We start from the raw sequence: 21661 nt of genomic DNA on the forward strand, positions 1-21661 counted from the left end.
TCCTAGTTGGTTGGATTGTGACCACGACCAGACCGTTATCGCCGGGGGCGCGCTGCGCCGGGGTCAGCGCTCGTCGCGCTTGACCTGGCGGATGACGTCGATGACCGTGCCGTCGCGGAACTCCACGAGGCAGACGATCTTGTCCGTGCACTGGATGGGCTTGGGCACACCGGTGATGTCCTCCGCGATACGGCGCAATTCCTCGATATCGACCAGCTTGAGGTTGCTCTTTTCCAGGTTCTCCCTGAGCCGGGCGTAGTTGCGGTGCCGGGGATTGAGGGCGATGCCCGCCTCGGTGACCACCGCAGCGACGGTTTCGCCGGGGGTGCAGACCGTGAAGACCTTCTTGACGATGGAGGGAGTCCTGCCGCGCACCACGGGCAGGGTGACGATGGAGACTTCCGCGCCGGCGGCCACGTCGGGGCCGCCGCCCAGACCGCCCATCATTTCACCGCTGGAGCCGGTGAGGATGTTGACGTTGAAGTCCACGTCCACTTCCAGCGCGCCCAGGATGCCGAAGTCCAGCTTGTTGACCATGGCCCCCTTGTTGTGGGGGTTGGCATAGAGGCTGTTGTCGATCTCCACGATGTTGGGATCGCTGGTCATGGCATGGGCGGCCACGGAGTCGAAGCACTGGCTGCACTGGATGGTGCGCACCAGGCCGCGTTTGAACATCTCCACGATGGCCGCGGTGGAGCCGCCCAGCGAGAAGGACGCCCGGATGCCCTTTTCGGCCGTGAGGTCGGCCAGAAAGTTGGTGCAGGCTATGCTGATGGCCCCGGCGCCGGTCTGGAAGGAATAGCCGTCCCTGAACCAGCCGGATTCGGCGATGAGCCGGGCCGCCCGTTCGGCGATGAGCAGGTCGCGCGGGTTCTTGGTGACCCGCGCCGCGCCCTTGCCGATCTTGGCGCTGTCGCCGATCTGCTCCACCCTGACCACATAGTCCACGTTGTCCTGCGAGATGCTGGCCGGCACGCAGGGGTAGGGCACCAGATGATCGGTGATGATGACCACGGTACGCGCCGACCTGGCGTCGATGAAGGAATAGCCCAGCGAACCGCAGGTGTTGGGACCGGTCAGGCCGGTGGCGTTGCCGTATTCGTCGGCCGAGGACGCGCCGATGAAGGCCACGTCGATTTCCAGTTCGCCGGCCTCGATGGCCCGTGGCCGCGCCCCGTGCGGCCGCAGCACCACCGGATTGTCCATCAGGCCGTCGATGACGGCATCGCCCAGTTCGCCGCGGATGCCGCTGGCCTCGATGCGGTTGATGGTGCCCTTGCGGACGAAGTCCACGATGGAGGGGGCCTTGATGTTCACCACGGCACTGGGCGCGAAGCGCAGGCCCTTGATGCCCAGTTCGCTGATGGCCGTGAGCACCTGGCCGATGATCATGTCCCCTTCGCGGAAACTGTGGTGGAAGGAAATGGTCATGCCGTCCTTGAGGCCGCTGGCCTTGATGGCCTCGGCCAGGGAGGAGAGCAGCTTGGACTCGCCGGGGACGACCAGCTTCTGCCGGCGTGCCGAGCGCACGGGCTGGTCTGCGGGCGGGGTGGTGAAGGCGCCCCGGAAAGGTCTCAGCACGCGCCCGTTCACTTCTTGAGGGATCTCACGGCCAACACTGTTAACGCTCATCGTACTTCCCTCCGATCTTGATGCCCGCGGCCCTGGCGAGGGCAATGACGTTCTCGGCCCGGATGACCATGGGCATGTCCAGCATGCTGCCATCGAGGGTCACGGCGCCCTTGTTGCGCTTTTTGCCTTCCTCGATGGCGTCCAGCACCCGGATGGCGTGGTTGATTTCTTTCTGTGTGGGGGTGAACAGGGCGTTCACCGTATCGATCTGGCGCGGATGCACCACGGTCTTGCCGTCGAAGCCCAGCGTCTTGGTGATCTCTGCGTCGGCCTGAAGGCCCTCGGCGTCATTGATGTCGGAGAAGACGGCGTCCACGCAGCCCTTGCCGGCGGCGCGGCAGGCCATCAGCACGGCGTTGCGGGCATAAAAGATCTCCCAGCCGGCCTTGGTGCGGCGGGCGTGCATGCTCGCCGTAAAGTCCTCGGCCCCCAGGGCCAGGACCACCACGCGCGGATCGGCTTCGGCGATTTCCCGGGCGTTCAGGACCCCGATATGGGATTCGATGTTGCACCAGAGCTTTGTCTCGCCTTCGGGGATGCCGGCCGCCTGCTCGATGCGGGCCACCCTGGCCACGATGTCGTGCACCTCCCGGGCGTACTCGACCTTGGGGATGCGCAGGGCATCGGGCCTGGCGCGCACGGCGGCTTCCAGGTCCTCGTCGAAGAATTCGGAATAGATGCCGTTGACGCGGATCAGGACGTACTTGTCCCTGGGGCGCTTCAGGCGGACCATGTTGCAGACGAGGAAACGCGCGCTGTCCTTTTCCGTCAGGGGCACGGAATCTTCCAGGTCATAGACCATGCAGTCCTGGTTGTAGAAAACGGCCTGGATCATGTTCACGGGCGACGCGCCGCTGGCATAGAGCGATGTCCTGATGAGCTTAGTGCTGGCCATGGGGATCCTCCTTCGCCCAGTCGTAGGCGATCGCGGCGGCCCGGCAGATGGCCGCCTGCATCCGTGACATGATCACGATGTCGATGGCCCCCTTGTCGTTGAGGCGCACAACGGCGTCCTGCACATCGAATTCATCCAGGACGCGATGCACTGTCGCCAGGATCGATTCCCCGAACTGCATCCTGACGACGCTCTGCAACTCGATCTTGCGTCCTCCTTCCTCGTTCGGCGCAATGGATACCTGCACATCGCTGGACTCCAATGTCCCGGCTATGGCCGCCTTTTTGAGTTTCAGCATAAGGACTCCTGAAGATGGCTTGATGGTGTCGTTATGTGGTTCCGTTTCCAGTAACGCATCCGCGCGCCGGGGCTTCCGGGGAACGGCGACGGATCTTTTCCATGACCGGCCCGGCTTCGTCGCTGCGCAGCCAGGACAGCGTCGTTTGCGGGAGCAGGGATTCCAGCAGGGGATGGTCCGGGCCCTGGTCCCTGATGATCTTGCGCACCAGCGACGCGCTGATGGGCACGCCGCCGACTTCTTTGCGGAAGATCTCGTAGACCATGATCCCCTTGGCGGGCAGCTGGCTTTTCATGGCCTCGTTATAGAACTGGGTGACGGCACACAGGGGTTCGCTGCCCACGAAACGCGACCTGATATGGAAATACGGTGCGATGACATCGGCGAATATCTTCAGGTCGAGCTCCGTATAGATACCGCTCACCATCCCCTTGTCTTTGATGAAATAGGTCGGGAACGTGGCCGCCGAGATCATGTAGGGCCCGGAATCGCAGACCGCGACGTTCTCCAGGTCGCGGGTCCCTTCGATGACGAGCTGCTTCCGCACCTGGAACGGGAAGTCGGAGCTGTCTTCCTCCACCACGAACACATAGAGCAGCTCGCACAGCCCGGCGGCCTTTTCCACCAGCCAGCGGTGCCCCAGGGTGAAGGGGTTGGCGTTCATCACGATGGCCCCGGCCTTCTTGTCCCGTGCCTTTTTGACGGTCCACTTGCGGGCATAGTAGAGGGGGCCGCTGTGGCGGTTCTCCAGCAGGGCCACCTGCTGGGTGGCCGCCACGGGATAGAAGGCGTTCTGCTGGAAAAACGGCATGTTCTCCGGCTTGGTGAAGACGAAAAGACGTTCCACGCCACGTTCGTACTGCCGCTGCATCAACCGTGACAGGATGGCTCCCAGAAAGTTGTTGCCGCGATGGTCGCCATCCACGGCGAACTGTTTCAGCACGTTGCCCGCGCAGCAGCCGCAGGCCAGCAGGGTATCGTCGTGGTCAAAAACGCCCACGGCGCATTCGGTGTCCTGTTCAAAGCCCAGATGATGCCTGTCCAGGAAGGCATGGAGCATCTCCCGTTCCAGGGGGGAGGGGAGATAGATGTCCCGTATGGTATAGATGCCGTCCATATGTGTTCCATTCCTGTCGGTGAGACGTGCTGGCAGGCTGCCCCGTACGGTGCTGCGGTGCCGGCCGGCTACTGCCGGTCTGGACGGAGCAGGTCCGTCAGTTCAGTGACGTGTTCCAGTTCTTCCAGATGGGCGATGCGTTCCAGGATGGCCCGCTGGCGCGGCCCGCTCCAGACATCACGGGACAGATCCATGAACTTTTGCCGGTAGCGTTCCGCCGGAGCGGGGTTTTCCGGTTCGCCCACGGGCAGGGGCACGCGGATGGAGGCCCTGGTGCCATCCTTGCAGATGATCTCCATCTCGGCGCCGCGGACGTTGTTCTTTATCGAATCCAGCGCGGGGTCTTCCCGGTACCGGATCTTGCTGAACATGGCCGCGATCAGGGGATCCGCCGCCTTTTCGGCACAGAAGTCGGACATGCTCACCTTTCCCTGCGCCAGGGCCAGGGCCACGCCAAAGCCCATGTTGAAGCGGGTGGAGGCCGCATCGGCGGGCAGCGTGTCCTTGGCCGTGAGCGAGATGGCGGTGGGATAGGTGGTGATGATGATCTTTTCCACATCGTCCAGGACCACCTTGTCGCGCAGGGCCAGGGCGGCGTCGATGGGCGCGTGGGTGTAGCGGCAGGCCGGATAGAATTTGATGTACGAGCCTTCGACGGCAAAGGGGGAGCCTAGAGGGGCCAGCAGCACGGCGGGATCGGCTTCCTGGCCGGAATAGGCCTGGAAGAAACCGTCCTTGCCTTCCAGGATGTCATCGGCCCCCGCAAGGCCCAGGGCGACCATCTCCGCGGCGACAACGCCGTTATAGGCCGCGCGGCCGGCGCTGAAGGGCTTGAGTTCGCAGGCCTTGCGCAGCGAGATGCACAGCCCCGAGGCGCAGAGGCCGGCGATGCCCAGGGCCCCCAGCATGGCGTCCGTGTCGAAGCCGCGCACGCTGGACACGGCCAGGGCTGCGGCCAGAGCGCCCGCCGTGCCGGTGGAATGGTAGCCCCGGCGGAGCATGCCGGGATTGGCCGCCTGGCCGATGCGCACATAGGCTTCGTAACCGATGGTCATGGCCAGCAAAAAATCCTTGCCGCTGGCCCGCAGGGCCTCGGCCACGGGAAAGAGCGCCGAAAGGACCACCACGCCGGGATGCCCGTAGGAGCGGCGGTCGCCGTCATCCAGCTCCAGGGTATGGCCCGTGATGCCGTTGAGCAGGGCCGCCGTGGCGCAGGGGGCCCGCAGGGGCGTGGCCAGCACGGAGCTCTCCGGGGGCGAGCAGGGGGCAGCCGCCTGCGCGCGCAGCATGGGCCGGGCCAGCGGGCCGTTGATGCCGCCGGCCAGAGCGCCCAGATAATCCATGCAGCGGGCCTTGGCCGCCTCGATGGCTGCGCCGCTGAGCGCGTCATACGTCAGGGACTTGTGCAAGCGTACGAATTCGTGTGACAGTGTCATGGTTACCCCCTGCTCACGGTAAGGTTGAGGATGGCTAATACAGGCCGATGATCTTCCACCAGATGGCGCCTACGCCGAACCAGACCACGATGTGGACCAGCGAGACCAAGAAGCCGACCCGCAGCCAGTCTCCCGAGGGGATGTAGCCCGTGGAGTAGAAGATGGGCGCGGAGCCGCCGCTGTAGTAGGTGAGGCAGGCTTGCAGGTTGATGAAGATGGCGATGATCATGGCGCCCAGTTCCGGCGGTACGCCGTTGGCAAGGGCGATGGTCAGGTAAGCCGCGTAGACGGCGCTCACCATGGCCGTGGAGCTGGCAAAGCAGTACGCCAGATACATGGAGCTCATGGCCAGGACGAAAATGACCACGGGCCAGGGAAGCCCGGCCAGCATGCCGCTCATGCCGCCGGTGATCCACTTGATGACGCCCAGCTTGTTCAGGTAGCTGGCCATCATGATCAGGCCGGCGAACCAGATCAGGCAGTCATAGGCGCCGCGTTCGGACAGCACGTCCTTCCAGGTCAGCACGCCCACCAGGACCAGGAACATGATGCCCACAAAGGCGGCGATGGTGGCATGCACGCCCAGCATGGTGCCGAACACCCAGAGGCTGAGCAGGATGATGAAGGCGCAGAGCATCATCTTTTCGGGCAGGGACATGGGGCCCATTTCCGCCAGCTTTTGCCGGGCCATCTCGCGGGCCTCGGGGCTCTTCTTGATCTCGGGGGGATAGAAGACATACAGGGCCAGCGGGACGGAGCAGATGCTCACCAGCGCGGGCACCAGGGCGGCGATGAACCAGGACAGCCAGGTGATCTGCACGCCCAGGTCGGCCGCCATGCTGGCGGCAAGGGTATTGCCGGCCATGGCGGTCATGAAGGCCGCGCCCACGGGATAGTTGGTCTGGAAGGCCGTGAACAGCAGATAGGAGCCGATCTTGCGTTCCGTGCCGGTGGCCGGGTCACTGCCGTAGGCCTTGGCCACGGCGATGGTCAGCGGGCATACCGTGCCCCCCGAGCGGGCGGTACTGGACGGCATGGCCGGGGCCAGGCAGTAGTTGGTGAAGCCGATGGCGTAGGCCAGGCCCAGCGTGGTGTTGCCCAGCAGCTTGATGAAGGTATAGCCGATGCGCCGGCCCAGGCCTGTCTTGGCGAAGCCCCGGGAGATGAAGAAGGCCATGACGATCAGCCAGACGCTGTGGTTGCCGAAGCCGCTCAGGGTCTGCGGCACGGTGAGGGTCCGCGTGCCGGCCAGGACGGTGAGGGCCAGCATGACGATGGCCCCGAGCGGCAGCGGCTTGGTGAGAAAGCCCAGAATGGTGCAGACGAAGGTGACGAACACATGCCAGGCCTGGAGCGTCAGGCCTGGCGGGGGCGGGCAGAACCAGAGCGCCAGGAAAACGACCAGCACGGCGAGGCCAGGCTTGGGCTTCAACTGGAACTCCAGTGATTTCATGGTGATTTCAGAAGACATAGGTACCTCCTTGCACGCATCGCTGCATGCAAATTTCCTCATGGTGTTGCCAGCTGTAAGGAGTCAGCGTTCTGTCAGGCTGCCCCGCGAGTCGTTTCCGCGGGGCAGCCCCATGCGGAAGGAGCTACGACGACTTCTTCTGATCGTATATGAACGGGTAGTGGAATGTGCCGGTTTTCTTCCAGCTCTTGTACATGTCGGCCGTTGTTCTGATCAGGAAGCGCAGTAACTTGAAGTAAAGATGGGTGATGATGAGCAGGTCGGTACAGAGAGCGACCAGGGAATGGATGGCGTAGAATACCGCCCATCCTCCTTCGCCGGGCATGGTCGGTGAGAAGAAGTTGATGATGCCCGTGACGGCCAGCAGCGGTATGGCCACGCAAAGGTAACATACCCAGAACTTGTGATAGGGGTTGAATTCGCGCCAGTGGGGCAGGACCTTGCCCACAGGGTGGCGCAAGAAGGCCTTGAACTCTTCCCACCAGGCCTTGTCGGCTTCCCTGTTCCACTGCCAGGAGTTTTTCAGGAGCCGCCTGAACTGCCCGTTGGCCATCTTCCAGTACAGGATGGGCACCAGCATCAGCAGCACGCCGGCCAGGGTATGCAGCCAGCCCAGCAGGCCCGCGTCAAAGGTCGGGATGTCCGCCCGGTAGTGATAGAGGAAGATGCCCGTGGCCATAAGGGTGAAGATGGAGCCGGCCAGCAGCACATGGATGAACTTTTCCGTGCGCCGGAAGCCGAAGACGTATTCCTTGGTATCCTTGCTGACCTGGGGGCAGCTGCGCACGCAGCGGTAGCAGCGGCGGCAGTCGTCACCCACGATGGCTTCCAGCGCCATGGAGGTGCGCTTGTTCTGCTGCCACTGGAAACGCTCCTTCTCCCGCACCACCGGACAGGCGTCGATGCAGTTGCCGCAGGCCAGACAGCCCTTGTCGGCCGCGGCCAGACCGTACCGGGAGAGGCGGTTGTTGGGTTGCACCCCCCGTGAAAAAAGACGCATCCTGGCCACGGGGCTGAAATTTTCGCCCAGGATGTCGGACAACAGCTTTGATTTGATGAACTTTGCAGGCTGATTCATAACTCTCATCCGTGGTTAGACGTTCGGTTCTCAGCCCAGTACGATCTTGCCGACGCGCGGTTCCATGGTGCAGCAGGGGCGGGCGCAGACAATGCGCACGCCGCTGGCCCGGATGGGGCCGACCTTCAGGAAACAGCCCATGGCCGTACATTTGCCGCCAAGGCCCAGCGGGCCCACGTTGGTATTGTTGATGGCGTCGGTGATTTTCTTTTCCCACTCGTTCTGGACGTCCAGCGTGCCGTCGGCCATGGCCTCCAGCATCATGGCCGAGGCTTCCACCTGCGAACGGCCGATGCCCACGGCCGCGATCAGCGGCGTACACCCCAGGACGCCGGCTTCTTCACACAGCCACTGGGAGACTTCGCCGATGACCTTTTCCATGCTGCGCTTGTGGAAGATGCGCCGCGTCCGGGCGCGGATCTCGGGGCCGCCGCCCAGCATCAGCACCACGATCTCCACCTTGTCGCCCGGCACGGGCACGATGCGGAAGGGCGCGGGCTCCAGGGCCTCGGATTCGGCATACAGCCCCAGGGACTGCTCCACCCGCTGCACGTCGTTGCCCTTCACCGCCATGGGACGGCCGGGCAGGCTGCGCAGGCCGTCGGACACGCCGGCCCGGATGGCTGCCAGCCAGCCCGCGGGCAGCTCGCAGTGTTCGCCCAGGCGGATGATGACGTGGGGGATGCCCGTGTCGTCGCACAGGGGCAGCTTTTCCCGCTGGGCGATCTCGGCATTTTCCTTGAGCAGCTGCAGGAACCATTTGGCATTGGCCCCCTGTTCCGCCTCGATGGCGCGGCCATAGGCGGCCAGTCTGTCAGGTGTGTAGCTGCTGCCGGCCGTCACCAGACATTGCTCGGTCGCTTGCCGCAGGCTGTCATATGTGATCTTCATGGTGTGCCTCACTGTCCGAACATGGTTTCGCCATTGACGGCGGCAATGATGACCGGCAGGCCGGTCACTTCGACTTCATAGAGGGCCTCCATCCCTTCTTCCGGGAAGGCCAGCACTTTCTGGCTGGTGGACTTGAAGGAGAAGAGCGCCGTCGTGGGGGGCGTCACGCCGAAGCAGGAGGAATGCTCCTTCATGGCTTCGACAGTGCTCATTTTCAGCGCGCCCTTGCCCAGATGCATGGCCACGCCCGCTTCGGAAAGCTTGGGGATGCTGTCTTCGATCTCCACCTTGTTGCTGGAGGTGGGGCCGATGCCGGCACGGCTGACCGCCGTATGAAAAATGACGGCACCTTCCAGGTGCAGCTTCTTCAGTTCCGGGTCGTTGTTTTCGAACATCTTGACGATCTTGGGCAGGACCGCGTCGCGGCCGCACAGGATGCGTCCGACCAGGACCACCTGATCGCCGACCTTCAGGGAGGCCACGTCTTCCTTGCTGATGGGAGTTGTGAGCGTACGCATGGCTACACCGAAGCTCCTTTTGTGGATTGGAATTCCTTGTAGACGACCTGGAGGTCTTCCTTGGTCATGCCCTTGTACTTGGTGATCTCGGCCTTGAACTTGTCATTGCGGATATCCGTCAGGCGCTGCTGGAACTCGGGCGTGTTCTTGTGGGCGGCCCGGCCCATCAGACGGCGGACCATCAGGGCCATGTTCATGGGGGCCAGCTCGCCCGGACAGCGGGCGGCGCACATGCCGCACGAGATGCATTCGATGGAAAGTTCCTTGGCGGTCTCAAAGTCGCCCTGGATGATGGCCGAAACGTAATCCAGCACAGGCAGGCTGATGGGACAGGTATTGGTGCAGGTGTTGCAGCCCATGCAGCGTTTGAGGGTGGGGTAGAAGCGGGCCACGGTCTCGGGCGTGCATTCTTCCTTGGTCACGTCATAGCTGGCCCGGTAGGAAGGCACATAGGGCAGCTGCACCAGATGCATGCCGTCGGCGGCATTGGTCTGGCAGGCCAGGCAGATGTGCCATTTGGTATCGTTTTCCATCCGGTAGATGGTGGCGCAGGCGCCGCAGACGCCGCCGCGGCAGCCGCAGCCGTGCGTGAGGCGGTAGCCCGCGTACTCAATGGACTTCATGATGGTCAGCCCGGCGGGGACTTCGTACTTCTTCCCCAGGATATGGATGGTATAGGTGCCGTTGCTTGCTTCGCTCATGGCTTCCTCCTTTATTCCGCTTCAATGTGGGTGATCTTGGTCAGCGCATTTTCAAAGCGGTAATCTGGCAGGAGCATGGGTGAACGCACATCGGTCTTGATGCCGGCTTCCCTCAGGTTCTCGCTGAATTCGTCCAGATGCTTCAGGGTCAGCTTGCCCAGGGTGACGTTCCTGACATGCCTGGCCGCATGTTCCGCCGAGCGGCGGCCGAAGACGAAGATGTCAAGCAGGGAGTTGGCCCCGAGGCGGTTCTGGCCGTGCACGCCGCCGGAAACTTCGCCAGCCGCGTAGAGGTTGGGAACGGTGGTCTCCCCGTTGGGGGTGATGGTCATGCCGCCGTTCTGGTAATGCTGGGTGGGGTAGACGAGGATGGGCTCTTCCAGCGGGTTGATGCCGTAGCCCATGAAGCGGGAATAGATGCCGGCAAAACGGCGCTGGAACGTGCCGGGGCCGTGGATCATGTCGATGAGCGGCGTATCCAGCCAGGCGCCCACGATGCCCGCCGGTGTTTCGACGCCCTTGCCGCGGGAGTTGCATTCGCGGATGATGGCCGCCGCCAGGGCATCACGGGTTTCCAGATTGGCCGCGAAGGTCTGGCCGTCCACGTTCAGCACCTGGGCGCCCTGGGCGCGCAGCGCTTCGGAAATGAGCAGGCCCAGCAGCTGTTCCGGCCATGCCGTGCCCGTGGGATGGAACTGGACCGATTCGATGTAGATCAGCTTGGCGCCGGCACGGTAGCCCATGACGATACCGTCGGCCGTGGCCCCGTAGTGGTTGGAGGTGGGGAAGCCCAGCGGGTGCAGGCGCCCCATGCCGCCTGTGGCCATGATGACCGATTTGGCACGCACGACCAGCAGGCGTCCGGTATCAAGGTTCTGCAGGACGGCACCGGCGCACTGGCCCTTCTCGTCCTTGATGAGCTCCAGGGCCGGGCAGAATTCCAGGACGGGGATGTTCCGGTTGCGCACTTCGTCAGCCATGACGCGCATGATCTCCAGACCGGTCAGGTCCTTGATGGAATGCGAACGCCGGCGCGAATGGCCGCCGGGGCGGTGGTTGAACAGGGAACCGTCGGCCTTGCGGTCAAAGTTGACGCCCAGGGAGGACAGCCAGTCCACGATGAAGGGGGCTTCGGTGACCAGCACTTCCACCAGTTCCTTTACATTGGTACCGCGGCCGCCGATGATGGTGTCCACATAGTGGATGGCCGGGCTGTCTTCGGGGTTTGTGGCCGCGGCGATGCCGCCTTCGGCCATGATGGTGTTGGAGTCGCCCATGCGCAGTTTGGTGGTCAGCATGACCCTGGCGCCGGCGGCATGGGCGGTCAGGGCGGCGGAAAGCCCCGCACCGCCGCAGCCGATGACCAGTATGTCGGTATCGTAATCAACCTTGCTCAGGTCCACATCGGAAGCGGAGATGCGACTGGGGGCCTCGATTTGGCGCGCCATTTCCTGCGGGGCCAGATCCCCTATGTTGGCGCCGACCCGCAGGGGCGTTTTGACCTTGACGTTGAAGTCAGGATGGAAGTCCTGAAGCAGCTTGGCTTTTTCTTCAAAGGTCAATTCAGGGTGCGAAGCATTCAAGCGATCCTTCCGTGTGCTGGCACACTTCTGAATGGAAGGCATCATCATTGCTGGGTACGCCATACTTACCTCCTGCGGTATTTCGATGTTTCAGTTCAAACCGAGCTGCCGTGGTGAAGGGATCGGTCTGGTCCTGGCATGGCTTGTCTGCAGGTGGCGAGCCGGCCCCGGGCGCCCCTCCTGCAGACGGCGTTTCCCGTATTTTCTCAAGTATCGTGCCAAAAAAACGGGCGTCCCAGGGGGCTGCGTCGGGAAAGCATGGCATCTTGCTATGTTATGAAATATTTCATTTCATCCGTGCGGCTGTTCAGGGCATGTGTCATCTGAGACATGTGACGGAACTGTTTTCGTATCATGCCGATATTCAACGGAAAAATTTTCAGGAGATGCAGGTGTTGCATTTTTGTTGCAAAAAATGTCGCAACAGGGTGCAATTGTGTTTCAAAAAGGCGTGCATTTTCGGCAGGAATCAGGAGGCAGGAAGAGAGCGGCTTGCAGTGGGGAGGATGGTGTGCATCTATCGACCATGAATAAAAAAATTTTTTATCATGTGTCTGTCGATGCCGGAGCAGGAGAGGGCAGGGCCGCCCCCGGACAGTGTTGCAATTGCCTGCGACATGCGGGCAGCTTTCCGGCAAGGGGACGCCCCTGCGCTGCCAGCCGGCTTCGGATTTTTGGCGAAATGGACCTGTCCGGGGCATTGCCCGTAGCGTGCGCTTGGGGGCCTGTACAGGGGAATCGGAAAGGCCGGGCAGGAAGGCCATGTCTTCCCGTATGCCTTCGCGGCACGGCGCAGTGCAGCCGGATGACGTGATGGGGCGGCGTGACCCGCGGAGCAGGAGCCCGGGCCTTCCGGGGCGCCCGGATGCAGGCGATCCGGCCGCGACAGGGCGCCTGTTCAGGTGCGTCCCCACGAGTGGGGGACGGACGGCGGGCGGGCAAGGAGCGTTCCTCCGCTGTGCTGATGCCGCCACGGAAAGAAGCGTGCGCAGGAGCTTCTTTGCCGGGCCGGAGGCGCCCGGAAAGGAAAAAGCCGGTCCCCTTGCGGGGACCGGCCTGGCAAGACGCATCTGAAGAAAGGGGGGAGCGTGGTATGGTGCTCTCTCCGGGGGCAGCGCGACCGGGTGCCGGTCGCAGGCCGTGCCTGTCAGGCCGCAGGGCCCCGGCAGCGGCAAGAGGCTCCGCCTTCAGGAAGGCCCCGCTAGCGGACGTGCAGCAAGGCCCTGTTGCTGCGCAGCTGCAGCTCGCTGACGATGAGGCGCTCGTATTCGGGGGCCATGTCAAGGTCGGTCTGCATCTGGGTGCGCAGCAGGTCTTCCAGCTGCTGGGTCTCTTCCCAGATCTCCAGCAATTCATTGTCGGCAAGCGTCTTCACGCGCTTGTCAAAGGGTTCGTCATCGACGAAAGGCTGGCAGGAGCCCATATCAATCATCCTGTTTGGCGGTCAGAAAAAAGCGGCGCACGGCCGGGACTTCGGCCAGCAGACGGGCCATCAGGGCAGAACCTTGCGGGCCGGGATGCAGGCCGTCCTCAAGATCATCCATGTACTCGGGCGAGGCCGCCAGAGCGGCGTGCACATCGGCACAGGGATGTCCCTTGCGGGCACATGCCGTCACATAGGCTTCGCAGAGCGAGGCGATGCGCTGGCGCATGGCGGGCTCTTTAACAGGAGGCGGGCAGATAAGCAAGACCGCTCCCAGGGCCGATGCCTGGTCCAGCATCTGCATGACCGTGGCACAGACCTCGTCCACCGGCCGCATCCGGGCGGGGGACATGTCCACCACGCCCGGGCAGAAGGCCAGATGGTTGATGGTGCCGGGGATCTGCCGGGCCGCCACTTCGGCCTGCCAGCGGGCGGCCATGTCCGTGGAGGTGTGGCGGCGCACGCCCAGGTTGTAGAAGGTGGCGGGCGGCATGTCGTACCAGCCGGCCCGGGAGCCCAGCAGCACAAGGCGGCTGATCCAGCCGCCGGGCATGGCGTTGTCATTGACGCCCAGGGTCAGGGAATCACCAAAAAAGAAGAACGTTTCCGTAGTGGAACGGGGAGCCATGATGCCTCCTGATATGCGCAGAACACGTTGGGCGGGGTGCTTGCCGGCACGACGGCACGGCTGGAGCAGGACCGCAAAAAGGGCCTTCCGTACCGGATGGAGCATCCATCCACGAAAGGCCCTGAAATGATCCCTTACGGGCAGACCTGGCCGTCCGCGAAATGCTGGGCCGTCTTGCCCAGGCGCAGCAGCGCCCGCAGGCGGGACTCATCGCCCAGAGGGGCGCAGATGCTGGTGCAGAGCAGCAGGGGCGAAAGGTAGCCGTCGCTCCAGTCCAGGCTGAACTCCAGGCTGCCGTCCTCCAGTTCCTTCCAGCGCAGCAGGTGGCGGCGGATGTCGCTGGTGCGCGGGCCCTTCTTGGTCTCGCGGGTCAGCATGACGCTTTCCCGGGCGGCAAAGGCCGCGAAGCAGTCGCGAACGGACGTCATGGGGAGTCCTTCGCCGTCGACGCTGCCGGTACGCAGGCGGAAGGTCTCGGCCACGGACTGTTCCGTGCGGCGGCTCTTGTCCACTTCTTCCACGCGGATGACGGCCATGCCCGTGGGCAGGGCCGCGGCCAGACGGGCATGGACCTCGGCAGCGGACATGGGGGCGCGCAGGGTGATGGCGAACCATTCGGCCCGGCTTTCCATGCCTACCGGCAGGGCCCGGCCAAAGGATATCAGCGGCATGGGATGGAATCCCTGCGAGAAGGCCATGGGCAGGTCGGCCCGGCGCAGGGCGCGGTCGAGGATGGCCTGGAGCTCCAGCTGGCTGAGGTAGGAGCTGCCGCCGGTCTTGGTATGCCAGATGCGGTACTGGACGGCCTTGACCGCCAGCTCCGGCGCGATCTGCGGCGGCTTGTTCTCGTGGGTGCGGCAGATGATGCGCCCTTCCTCGTCACGGGCGGGCTGGTGGGCCTGCTGGTCGCGCTGGGGGAAGACCAGGCGGTTGTGGTGTTCCAGCGGCCGGCCGTCCGCGCCCAGGCTGGCGTGGGGCATGCGCGAAGGCCCGGCCTTGGTGTCGCAGGCGCCGCACTGGCGGCAGGCATGGTAGCGGCAGTCTTCCGTGACCTTGCCCGCCAGCGCACGCTCGTATTCGCGGCGCAGGAACTCGGGCGAGATGCCGGCCTCCAGATGCTCCCAGGGCAGGTATTCGTCCATGCTGCGGGCCCGGGTGAACTCGTCGGCGGTCAGGCTGCATTCTTCCAGGGCCTCCAGCCAGGGGGCCAGATCGAAACCTTCGATCCAGCTGGTGAAGATGCCGCCCTTGCGGTAGACCTTTTCCACCACATCGGCCAGACGGCGGTCAGCACGGGAAAGGATGCCTTCCAGATGGCTCATGGCCGGTTCGTGCCAGCGCAGCTTGAGGAACTTCTGGCCCCTGAATTCGTCGCGCACCAGCTGCACACGGCGCTGGATCTCTTCCTGGCTGATCTGTTCCACCCACTGGAAGGGCGTGAAGGGCTTGGGCACGAAGGGCGAGAGCGCTGCCGTGACCTGCAGGCGGGGATTGCCCTTGCCCGCGGCGTCGCGCACCTTGCGGCAGAGGTCGGCGATGGCCCTGAGGTCCTCGTCGGTCTCGGTGGGCAGGCCGATCATGAAATAGAGTTTGACCTGGCGCCAGCCGTATTCCAGCAGCTTCTGCACATGCAGCAGCACCTGCTCCTCGGTGACGCCCTTGTTGATGACGTCGCGCAGGCGCTGGCTGCCCGCTTCGGGGGCCAGGGTACAGCCCGTGCGGCGCAGGTCGGACATGCGCTGCATGATCTCGTCATCGATGGAGCCCACGCGCAGCGACGGCAGCGAAAGGCTGATCTGTTCCTGGGCGCAGCGGCCCAGCACGCCGTGGCTCAGGGTCTTGAGCGCGGAAAAGTCGCCCGTGCTCAGGGAAAGGAAGGAGATCTCGTCAAAGCCCGTCTTTTTCAGGCAGTCGTCCAGCAGGCCGGTGATGGTGTCCAGAGACCGCTCACGCACGGGACGGTAGACCATGCCCGCATGGCAGAAGCGGCAGCCGCGGGTACAGCCGCGGGCGATCTCCAGCGACAGGCGGTTGTGCACCGCGCCGATGGGCACCACCTGGCTGGTGGGGTAGGCCACCTTGTCGAAATCGGCCACGATGCGGCGCGCGGGCCTGGCGTGGTCGGCAAAGCGGGGCTGCAGACGGCCTTCCGCATCGGGCGTGAAGAAAGAGGGGATGTAGACGCCGGGGATGTGGCGGGCCTCTTCCAGGCAACGGTCACGCGTCCAGCCTTCGTCCAGGGCCTGTTCCAGCAGGCGCAGCACGTCGGGCAGGGATTCCTCGCCGTCGCCCAGCACCATCAGGTCGATGAAGGGGGCCAGCGGTTCGGCGCTCAGCAGGGCGCCGCCACCGGCGATGACCAGCGGGCACCGGCGCAGGTCCTGCGGCCTGTCGGCCGTGCGCAGGGGGATGTTGCCCAGCTCCAGCATGTAGAGCACGTTGGTGTAGCACAGCTCATGGGTGATGGAAAAGGAAAGGCAGTGCAGGTCGCGCAGGGGCGTGCCGGATTCCAGCGTGCCCAGCGGGCAGCCGTGTTGCCGCAGGATGTCGCCCGCTTCGCGTTCCGGGGCCATGACCCGCTCGGCCCACCAGGAGGCGTGGCTGTTGACGATACCGTAAAGGATCTTCTGCCCAAGATAGGACATGCCCACTTCGTAGGTATCGGGAAAGGCCAGGCCCACACGCAGGCGAACCTGGGCAGGGTCTTTGTGGCAGGCGCCCTCTTCGATGCCGGCATAGCGGCTGGGGCGGGGCAGAATGGGGAGCAGTGCGCGCATAAACATCCCTGTTGGCTGGATACAAAAAAGGGCGGCAGATGCCGCCCCGGAAACCTGATGGAAAACGGGCTACTTGATGAGGCCGCTGCCGGGCTGCACGGAAGGCCCGAAGCTCAGCTTGCCCAGGCCGCCGGCCACGGTGAGGTTGGTGCAGGCCTCGATGTACTTGTCCTGCAGTTCCTTGGGGGTGTCGGCGTAGCGGTACAGGAAGTGACGGCCTTCCAGGGTACCGGTGAAGTTGGGCTCGAAAGGATAGCCGTAAGGCAGGAGCATCATCTGCATGCCCTGCTGGGTGGGGATGCTCTGCAGGCTGGCCACTTCGTTGAGGCAGTCTTTTTCGGCGTCGTACTTGCCGATGACCATCTCACCGGTCACCAGCTTCATGAGGCGGATATCGTAAGCCATAATGTCTCCTCGCCGGCATGGGGCCGTCGGGCGGCCGGACATGCGGAAGTCTCTGAATTTTGCTCCAAATAGGTAGGCGCTGAAAGGCCGGGTGTCAAGAAAATTTCTGTTGCCTTGCGCCCTGAAGTGGCTAGACTGCTGCGCATGGAACACAGCAAGAAATTCGACCTCAGCATCTCGGCGGCGGACCTGGAGCGCATCGAACAGATCCTGGACTACCATTTTTCACGCCCGGAACGGGTGGCCCTGGCCCTGACCCACAGCTCGTGGGCCAATGAACACGGCCTGGGGCAGGCGCATAACGAGCGTCTGGAGTTCCTGGGCGATGCCGTCCTTGAACTGTGCATCTCGTGGGAGCTGTTCACGCGCTTCCCGCAGGCCCGCGAAGGCGACATGACCCGTGTGCGCTCCCAGCTGGTGGGCACCACCAGCCTGGCCCAGCGGGCCCGGGAAACGGGCATCGACCAGCTGCTGCGTCTGGGGCGCGGCGAGGAACAGCAGGGCGGCCGCAGCCGTGACGCCGTGCTCAGCGATGTGTTCGAAGCCGTGCTGGCCTCCGTGTACGAAGACGGCGGCTATGCCGCGGCCCGGAAGGTCGTGCTCCGCATCTTCGGGGGGCTGCTGGACGAGGTCTGCGTGGGCAGGCCCAAGACCAAGGATTTCAAGACCAGTTTGCAGGAACGGTCGGTGGCCCTTTTCCACGACCGCCCTGTCTATACGACCCTGGCCTGTGAAGGCCCGGAACACGCCCGGCACTTCACCGTGCAGGTCTCCCTGCCCTCGGGGCAGCAGTTCACGGCCTGCGGCAGCAGCTGCAAGAAGGCCGAGCAGGAGGCCGCCCGCCTGGCCCTGTGCGCGCTGGATGCGCAGGGATAGGCTGCAGGGTGGATGTTTTTTGAGGGGGGAAGGGAACCTTTTGGCTGGCGCACAAAAAGGTTCCCTTCCCCCCTCAAGCTCCCCCCATCCTTCCCAAACGCGCTTTACTATGGAGGATGGCGGATGGCTGCCTGTGGCAAAGTTGCCGCTACTGATGGTCCCCCGAAAAAATGTTGAGCTTGGCCTGTGCTGGTCAGGCTTTTTGTTTTTCTTTTTTCTTTTTTCTTTCTTCTTCTTCTTCTTCTTCTTCTTTCTCTTTTGCTGGCAGGTGGATGGGAGGCCATAAAAAAGGACAGCCGTACGGCTGTCCTTTTTTATGGCTTTGGGGAAAGCGTATGGGGAAGAGGAGCGACCGGATGCTGGTCGGCCTGTACCCCGTTCATCGCGGACGTTACAGGCTGCAAGAGCGGTACTGCCCCTGGGAGAGAACTTTCAGGCGAGGAAGAGGGATTCCCTTGCCGCCTTAAAGGTACAGATGCGGCAACACCTCGCGGGAATCCAGCCAGATGGTCACGGGGCCCCAGTTGACGAGGTGGACGCGCATGTCCGCGCCGAACACGCCCGCGGGCACGGGGCGGCCGCTCTCTTCACTGACTTTGCGGGTGAAGCGCTCGAACATCCCGCGGGACCAGGCGGGATCGCCGGCATGGGAGAAGGAAGGACGGCGGCCCTTGCGGCAGTCGGCATAGAGGGTGAACTGGGGCACCAGCAGGACATCGGCCCCGCAGTCCCGGGCGGAGCGGTCGAATTTGTCGCTGCGGTCTCCTTCACCGGGAAAGATGCGCAGATCCAGCAGCTTGCGCGCCATGCCCCCGAAAACAGGGCTGAGATGGAAGTCCGGGCCGTCCTCCTCGCCAAAGCCGGTCAGGACCAGCAGGCCCTTGCCGATGGCGCCGGTGGTCTGTCCGTCCACAGTGACGGCCGCTTCAAGGACACGCTGGATCAGGAGTCGCATCGGTCCTCCCCGGGGGTCGCCGCAGCGTCCTGCCGGGCGGCGTGGCGGGCAGTTTTCTGGGCCTGCCTGGCCATCTCTTCTTCGCGCAGGGCGCGGCGCAGGACCTTGCCCACGATGGTCTTGGGCAGTTCATCGCGGAATTCCACCAGGCGGGGCACCTTGTAGGAGGCCAGGCGCTGGCGGCACCAGCCCACGATGTCGGCCTTGGTCAGTTCCACGCCGGGACGGGGCACGATGTAGGCCTTGAGGGCCTCGCCGCGCACACCGTCGGGGATGCCGACGCTCACGCCTTCCAGTACGTCGGGGTGTTCCAGCAGGACCTCGTCCACTTCGCGGGGATAGACGTTGTAACCGCCCACGATGACCATGTCCTTCTTGCGGTCCATGATGAAGAAATAGCCTTCCTCGTCCATGACGGCCAGGTCGCCGGTATAGAGCCAGCCGTTGCGCAGGGCGCTGGCGGTCTCGTCGGGCAGGTGCCAGTAGCCCTGCATGACCTGCGGGCCGCGGATGACCAGTTCGCCCAGTTTGCCCACGGGCAGGGGCGCGGTGCCGCTTTCGCTGTCCACGATGCGGGCATCGGTGCCGGGCAGGGGCATGCCGATGGAGCCTTCCTTCTGTCTGCTGTCCTCGCGGGGATTGATGTGGGTGATGGGCGAGGCTTCCGTCAGGCCGTAGCCTTCAAGGATGATGGCACCGGTCAGCTCCTGGAAGCGGCGGAAGGTGTCCCGGGGCAGGGGCGCGGAACCGGAAATGCAGAGCTTGATACAGGTCAGGTCGTACTGCCCCAGGGTCTTTTGCTGCAGCAGGGAGCTGTAGATGGCGGGCGCACCGGGGAAGACCGTGGGACGGTGCTTGCCGATGAGGTGCAGCACGTCCTGGGGCACATAGCGGGGCAGGGGCAGCACCGTGGCGGCCAGGGCGGCCGGGATGGTCATGCCGGTGGTCAGGCCGTAGACATGGAAGAAGGGCAGCAGGCCCACGAAGCGGTGCCCGGTCTCGGCGGTCTCCTGGATGATGCTCAGGATCTGGCGGCAGTTGGTGCCCAGATTGCTGTGGGTCAGGGCCACGCCCTTGGGGATGCCGGTGGTGCCGCCGGTATACTGCAGCAGTGCGGGGGTGTGCTGCGGATCGGCGATGGGCTCGCTCAGGGGCTGGGCGCCCCTGCTGAAGTCCTTCCAGGCGATGACCTTGTCATCATAGGGGATGGGGACGGCCTTCTGGCGCCCTTTGGTGAAACGGTAGATGAGGTTCAGCGGGAAGGAAAGGGCGTCGGCGATACCGGTGACCACATAGGTCCTGACGGGCAGCCGGTCGCGCAGGGGTGCCACGCGGGGCCAGAGCATGTCCAGCAGGATGAGGCATTCGGCACCGGCGTCGTTGAGGTTCTGGAGCAGCTCCCGTTCCATGTAGAGGGGGTTGACCATCACGGCCACGGCCCCGCATTTGACCACGCCCCAGAAGGCGATCATGGTCTGGGGCAGGTTGGGCAGCATGACGGCCACGCGCTGGCCCGGCTGGATGCCCGCGCGGCGCAGGGCGCCGGCAAAGCGTTCCACGGCCTCGTGCAGGGCCTTGTAGCTCAGGCGGGTATTCTGGAAGATCAGGGCCGGGCGCTTGGGATAGCGCGCGGCGGCCTCGTCCAGCAGGCTGTACAGGGGCTGGTCGAAGACGCTGACGGTACGGGGAACGGACGGTTCGTAATGGGAGAACCAGGGACGGTGCAGCTCGGGGGTCATGCCATTTCCTTGGTGTTGCGCAGATGAGGTGAAAGCTGGAACGCCGTGGCCACGGCGTAGGCCTTGATGCCTTCACAGGCACCGGTGAACCCCAGCTTTTCTTCCGTGGTGGCCTTGATGTTGACCGCATCCGGGCCCAGGCCCAGCAGGCGGGCCACGTTCTTGCGGATCTCTTCACGGTGGGGCGCCAGCCTGGGGGTCTGGGCCACGACGGTCAGGTCCACATGGCAGAGGGTCAGGCCGGCATCCCGGAAGCGTTCCAGCACGTCGTCCAGAAGGACGGCAGAGGAAATATTGTCGAAACGGGCGTCGGCATCAGGGAAAAGACGGCCGATGTCGCCCAGGGCCGCGCAGCCCAGCAGGGCGTCCATCAGGGCATGGAGCAGGACGTCGCCGTCGGAATGGGCGATGACCTCGGGAGCATTGGGGATGATGATGCCGCCCAGCTTCATGGGGCGGCCGCTGCCGTAGCGGTGGACGTCGTAGCCCATGCCCACGCGCGGCACCGGCATGACGGGGGAGCGTTCTTCCAGCAAGGCAAGGTCCTCGGGATGGGTGATCTTGATATTGGCGGCTTCGCCCGGCACTACCAGCACGGGGTGCCCGTGGGCTTCCATAAGGGCGGCATCGTCCGTGGCCGCGCGTCCGGCGGCGCTTTCGTGGCGGGCGGCAGCGTGGGCGGCCAGCAGGGGGGGCAGGGCAAAGCCCTGGGGGGTCTGCACGGCGCGCAGCCGGGCACGGGGCGGTGTGTCCGTCACAAGATCGTCGCAGACGACCTTTATGGTATCCGTGACGGCAAGGCCCGGGATGACGGCCACAGCCCCCGCGGCAAGCGCATCGCAGACACGGTGGACCAGGGCCGCGCCCATGAAGGGGCGCGCGCTGTCATGCACCAGCACGTGCGCGGCTTCCCGGGGCAGGGCGGCCAGGCCGTGGCGCACGGAGTCCTGACGTTCCGCGCCGCCGGCCACGGCCAGCCAGGGGATGCCGGGGTCCTCGTCGCGGGCCAGCTGTTCCAGGCGTCGCTGTTCTTCTTCCAGGCAGTCCTGGGGGAAGACAAAAACAAGGCCCGCCACGGCCCCGGAACGGGACAGCGTGCGGGCTGAGTGCCAGTAAAGGGGAAGCCCTTTCCAGAGCAGGAACTGTTTGGAACGGCCGCCTGTGGCGGCGGACAGGCGTTTGCCCTGTCCTGCGGCCAGAACGAGGGCCCAGGGACGGACGGGAATTCGTGTCATGCT

At 64.3% G+C, this 21661-nt stretch carries 21 protein-coding genes; 1 reads left to right on the top strand and 20 read right to left on the bottom strand.

All coding sequences use genetic code 11. From position 1 onward, the window contains the following. Window positions 1-63: 63 nt before the first annotated feature. The 16 genes from citF to DESPIGER_RS01430 form a co-directional block, all read right to left on the bottom strand. Entirely contained in the window at window positions 64-1632 is a 1569-nt protein-coding gene (gene citF / locus DESPIGER_RS01360; protein WP_072332060.1) for a citrate lyase subunit alpha, read from the bottom strand. Beyond that, a complete protein-coding gene (locus DESPIGER_RS01365) occupies window positions 1622-2527 on the bottom strand; it encodes an aldolase/citrate lyase family protein (RefSeq protein WP_072332065.1) in 906 nt (301 codons plus the stop codon). The genes citF and DESPIGER_RS01365 overlap by 11 nt, the downstream gene beginning before the upstream one ends. Then, a complete protein-coding gene (gene citD / locus DESPIGER_RS01370; RefSeq protein WP_197678013.1) occupies window positions 2514-2825 on the bottom strand; it encodes a citrate lyase acyl carrier protein in 312 nt (103 codons plus the stop codon). Before citD ends, DESPIGER_RS01365 begins: the two co-directional genes overlap by 14 nt. 31 nt (window positions 2826-2856) lie before the next feature. Further along, window positions 2857-3942 (bottom strand): [citrate (pro-3S)-lyase] ligase, encoded by a 1086-nt coding sequence (gene citC, locus DESPIGER_RS01375; RefSeq protein WP_072332068.1) that lies wholly within the window; start codon window positions 3940-3942, stop codon window positions 2857-2859. A gap of 68 nt (window positions 3943-4010) precedes the next feature. Beyond that, window positions 4011-5378, bottom strand: coding sequence for an MmgE/PrpD family protein (locus tag DESPIGER_RS01380; protein ID WP_072332071.1), 1368 nt, complete (start codon window positions 5376-5378; stop codon window positions 4011-4013). Window positions 5379-5412: 34 nt separating this feature from the next. Then, on the bottom strand, window positions 5413-6849 hold the full coding sequence (locus DESPIGER_RS01385) for a DASS family sodium-coupled anion symporter (protein WP_072332074.1): 1437 nt from the start codon (window positions 6847-6849) through the stop codon (window positions 5413-5415). A gap of 124 nt (window positions 6850-6973) precedes the next feature. Continuing rightward, window positions 6974-7927, bottom strand: coding sequence for a cytochrome b/b6 domain-containing protein (locus DESPIGER_RS01390; protein WP_072332077.1), 954 nt, complete (start codon window positions 7925-7927; stop codon window positions 6974-6976). Between the two features lie 30 nt (window positions 7928-7957). Next, window positions 7958-8818, bottom strand: coding sequence for a fumarate hydratase (locus DESPIGER_RS01395; protein ID WP_072332080.1), 861 nt, complete (start codon window positions 8816-8818; stop codon window positions 7958-7960). An 8-nt stretch (window positions 8819-8826) separates the two neighbouring features. Further along, window positions 8827-9336: a fumarate hydratase C-terminal domain-containing protein gene (locus tag DESPIGER_RS01400; RefSeq protein ID WP_072332083.1), complete on the bottom strand. Its 510-nt coding sequence runs from the start codon at window positions 9334-9336 to the stop codon at window positions 8827-8829. 2 nt (window positions 9337-9338) lie between these two features. Next, window positions 9339-10037, bottom strand: a complete 699-nt coding sequence (locus DESPIGER_RS01405) for a 4Fe-4S dicluster domain-containing protein (RefSeq protein ID WP_072332087.1) — start codon at window positions 10035-10037, stop codon at window positions 9339-9341. Between the two features lie 11 nt (window positions 10038-10048). After that, window positions 10049-11620 carry an FAD-binding protein gene (locus DESPIGER_RS01410; protein WP_197678014.1) on the bottom strand — a complete coding sequence of 524 codons (1572 nt, stop codon included), beginning with the start codon at window positions 11618-11620 and terminating at the stop codon, window positions 10049-10051. 269 nt (window positions 11621-11889) lie between these two features. Continuing rightward, window positions 11890-12384 (bottom strand): hypothetical protein, encoded by a 495-nt coding sequence (locus DESPIGER_RS12760; RefSeq protein WP_156831598.1) that lies wholly within the window; start codon window positions 12382-12384, stop codon window positions 11890-11892. 437 nt (window positions 12385-12821) lie between these two features. Then, window positions 12822-13043, bottom strand: coding sequence for a hypothetical protein (locus DESPIGER_RS01415; RefSeq protein WP_072332090.1), 222 nt, complete (start codon window positions 13041-13043; stop codon window positions 12822-12824). A gap of 1 nt (window position 13044) precedes the next feature. Then, window positions 13045-13671 carry a GDSL-type esterase/lipase family protein gene (locus DESPIGER_RS01420; RefSeq protein ID WP_072332093.1) on the bottom strand — a complete coding sequence of 209 codons (627 nt, stop codon included), beginning with the start codon at window positions 13669-13671 and terminating at the stop codon, window positions 13045-13047. Window positions 13672-13805: 134 nt separating this feature from the next. Further along, window positions 13806-16448: a TIGR03960 family B12-binding radical SAM protein gene (locus DESPIGER_RS01425; RefSeq protein ID WP_072332096.1), complete on the bottom strand. Its 2643-nt coding sequence runs from the start codon at window positions 16446-16448 to the stop codon at window positions 13806-13808. A 69-nt stretch (window positions 16449-16517) separates the two neighbouring features. Further along, window positions 16518-16853, bottom strand: coding sequence for a hypothetical protein (locus DESPIGER_RS01430; protein WP_072332098.1), 336 nt, complete (start codon window positions 16851-16853; stop codon window positions 16518-16520). A 144-nt stretch (window positions 16854-16997) separates the two neighbouring features. Here DESPIGER_RS01430 and rnc point away from each other — a divergent pair, with 144 nt between their 5' ends. Then, on the top strand, window positions 16998-17729 hold the full coding sequence (rnc, locus tag DESPIGER_RS01435) for a ribonuclease III (protein WP_072332101.1): 732 nt from the start codon (window positions 16998-17000) through the stop codon (window positions 17727-17729). Between the two features lie 107 nt (window positions 17730-17836). Here the strand turns inward: rnc and DESPIGER_RS13215 are convergent, their stop codons facing one another. From DESPIGER_RS13215 to ispD, 4 genes are all read right to left on the bottom strand, one after another. After that, window positions 17837-18013: a hypothetical protein gene (locus tag DESPIGER_RS13215; RefSeq protein WP_231927601.1), complete on the bottom strand. Its 177-nt coding sequence runs from the start codon at window positions 18011-18013 to the stop codon at window positions 17837-17839. Between the two features lie 179 nt (window positions 18014-18192). Further along, window positions 18193-18684 carry a D-aminoacyl-tRNA deacylase gene (gene dtd / locus DESPIGER_RS01445; protein WP_072332107.1) on the bottom strand — a complete coding sequence of 164 codons (492 nt, stop codon included), beginning with the start codon at window positions 18682-18684 and terminating at the stop codon, window positions 18193-18195. Further along, complete coding sequence (locus tag DESPIGER_RS01450) at window positions 18672-20423, bottom strand: long-chain-fatty-acid--CoA ligase (RefSeq protein ID WP_072332110.1); 1752 nt, start codon at window positions 20421-20423, stop codon at window positions 18672-18674. The genes dtd and DESPIGER_RS01450 overlap by 13 nt, the downstream gene beginning before the upstream one ends. Further along, complete coding sequence (gene ispD / locus DESPIGER_RS12765; RefSeq protein ID WP_156831600.1) at window positions 20420-21658, bottom strand: 2-C-methyl-D-erythritol 4-phosphate cytidylyltransferase; 1239 nt, start codon at window positions 21656-21658, stop codon at window positions 20420-20422. Before ispD ends, DESPIGER_RS01450 begins: the two co-directional genes overlap by 4 nt. Between the last annotated feature and the right edge of the window lie 3 nt (window positions 21659-21661).

This window comes from Desulfovibrio piger (assembly GCF_900116045.1).
Classification (GTDB): Bacteria; Desulfobacterota; Desulfovibrionia; order Desulfovibrionales; family Desulfovibrionaceae; genus Desulfovibrio; species Desulfovibrio piger_A.

Excerpts from the sequence above, each read along its gene's own strand:
- citF (WP_072332060.1), bottom strand. The coding sequence starts at position 1,632 with ATGAGCGTTAACAGTGTTGGCCGTGAGATCCCTCAAGAAGTGAACGGG.
- DESPIGER_RS01365 (WP_072332065.1), bottom strand. The coding sequence starts at position 2,527 with ATGGCCAGCACTAAGCTCATCAGGACATCGCTCTATGCCAGCGGCGCG.
- citD (WP_197678013.1), bottom strand. The coding sequence starts at position 2,825 with ATGCTGAAACTCAAAAAGGCGGCCATAGCCGGGACATTGGAGTCCAGC.
- citC (WP_072332068.1), bottom strand. The coding sequence starts at position 3,942 with ATGGACGGCATCTATACCATACGGGACATCTATCTCCCCTCCCCCCTG.
- DESPIGER_RS01380 (WP_072332071.1), bottom strand. The coding sequence starts at position 5,378 with ATGACACTGTCACACGAATTCGTACGCTTGCACAAGTCCCTGACGTAT.
- DESPIGER_RS01385 (WP_072332074.1), bottom strand. The coding sequence starts at position 6,849 with ATGTCTTCTGAAATCACCATGAAATCACTGGAGTTCCAGTTGAAGCCC.
- DESPIGER_RS01390 (WP_072332077.1), bottom strand. The coding sequence starts at position 7,927 with ATGAATCAGCCTGCAAAGTTCATCAAATCAAAGCTGTTGTCCGACATC.
- DESPIGER_RS01395 (WP_072332080.1), bottom strand. The coding sequence starts at position 8,818 with ATGAAGATCACATATGACAGCCTGCGGCAAGCGACCGAGCAATGTCTG.
- DESPIGER_RS01400 (WP_072332083.1), bottom strand. The coding sequence starts at position 9,336 with ATGCGTACGCTCACAACTCCCATCAGCAAGGAAGACGTGGCCTCCCTG.
- DESPIGER_RS01405 (WP_072332087.1), bottom strand. The coding sequence starts at position 10,037 with ATGAGCGAAGCAAGCAACGGCACCTATACCATCCATATCCTGGGGAAG.
- DESPIGER_RS12760 (WP_156831598.1), bottom strand. The coding sequence starts at position 12,384 with ATGGCCTTCCTGCCCGGCCTTTCCGATTCCCCTGTACAGGCCCCCAAG.
- DESPIGER_RS01415 (WP_072332090.1), bottom strand. The coding sequence starts at position 13,043 with ATGGGCTCCTGCCAGCCTTTCGTCGATGACGAACCCTTTGACAAGCGC.
- DESPIGER_RS01420 (WP_072332093.1), bottom strand. The coding sequence starts at position 13,671 with ATGGCTCCCCGTTCCACTACGGAAACGTTCTTCTTTTTTGGTGATTCC.
- DESPIGER_RS01425 (WP_072332096.1), bottom strand. The coding sequence starts at position 16,448 with ATGCGCGCACTGCTCCCCATTCTGCCCCGCCCCAGCCGCTATGCCGGC.
- DESPIGER_RS01430 (WP_072332098.1), bottom strand. The coding sequence starts at position 16,853 with ATGGCTTACGATATCCGCCTCATGAAGCTGGTGACCGGTGAGATGGTC.
- rnc (WP_072332101.1), top strand. The coding sequence starts at position 16,998 with ATGGAACACAGCAAGAAATTCGACCTCAGCATCTCGGCGGCGGACCTG.
- DESPIGER_RS13215 (WP_231927601.1), bottom strand. The coding sequence starts at position 18,013 with ATGGCCTCCCATCCACCTGCCAGCAAAAGAGAAAGAAGAAGAAGAAGA.
- dtd (WP_072332107.1), bottom strand. The coding sequence starts at position 18,684 with ATGCGACTCCTGATCCAGCGTGTCCTTGAAGCGGCCGTCACTGTGGAC.
- DESPIGER_RS01450 (WP_072332110.1), bottom strand. The coding sequence starts at position 20,423 with ATGACCCCCGAGCTGCACCGTCCCTGGTTCTCCCATTACGAACCGTCC.
- ispD (WP_156831600.1), bottom strand. The coding sequence starts at position 21,658 with ATGACACGAATTCCCGTCCGTCCCTGGGCCCTCGTTCTGGCCGCAGGA.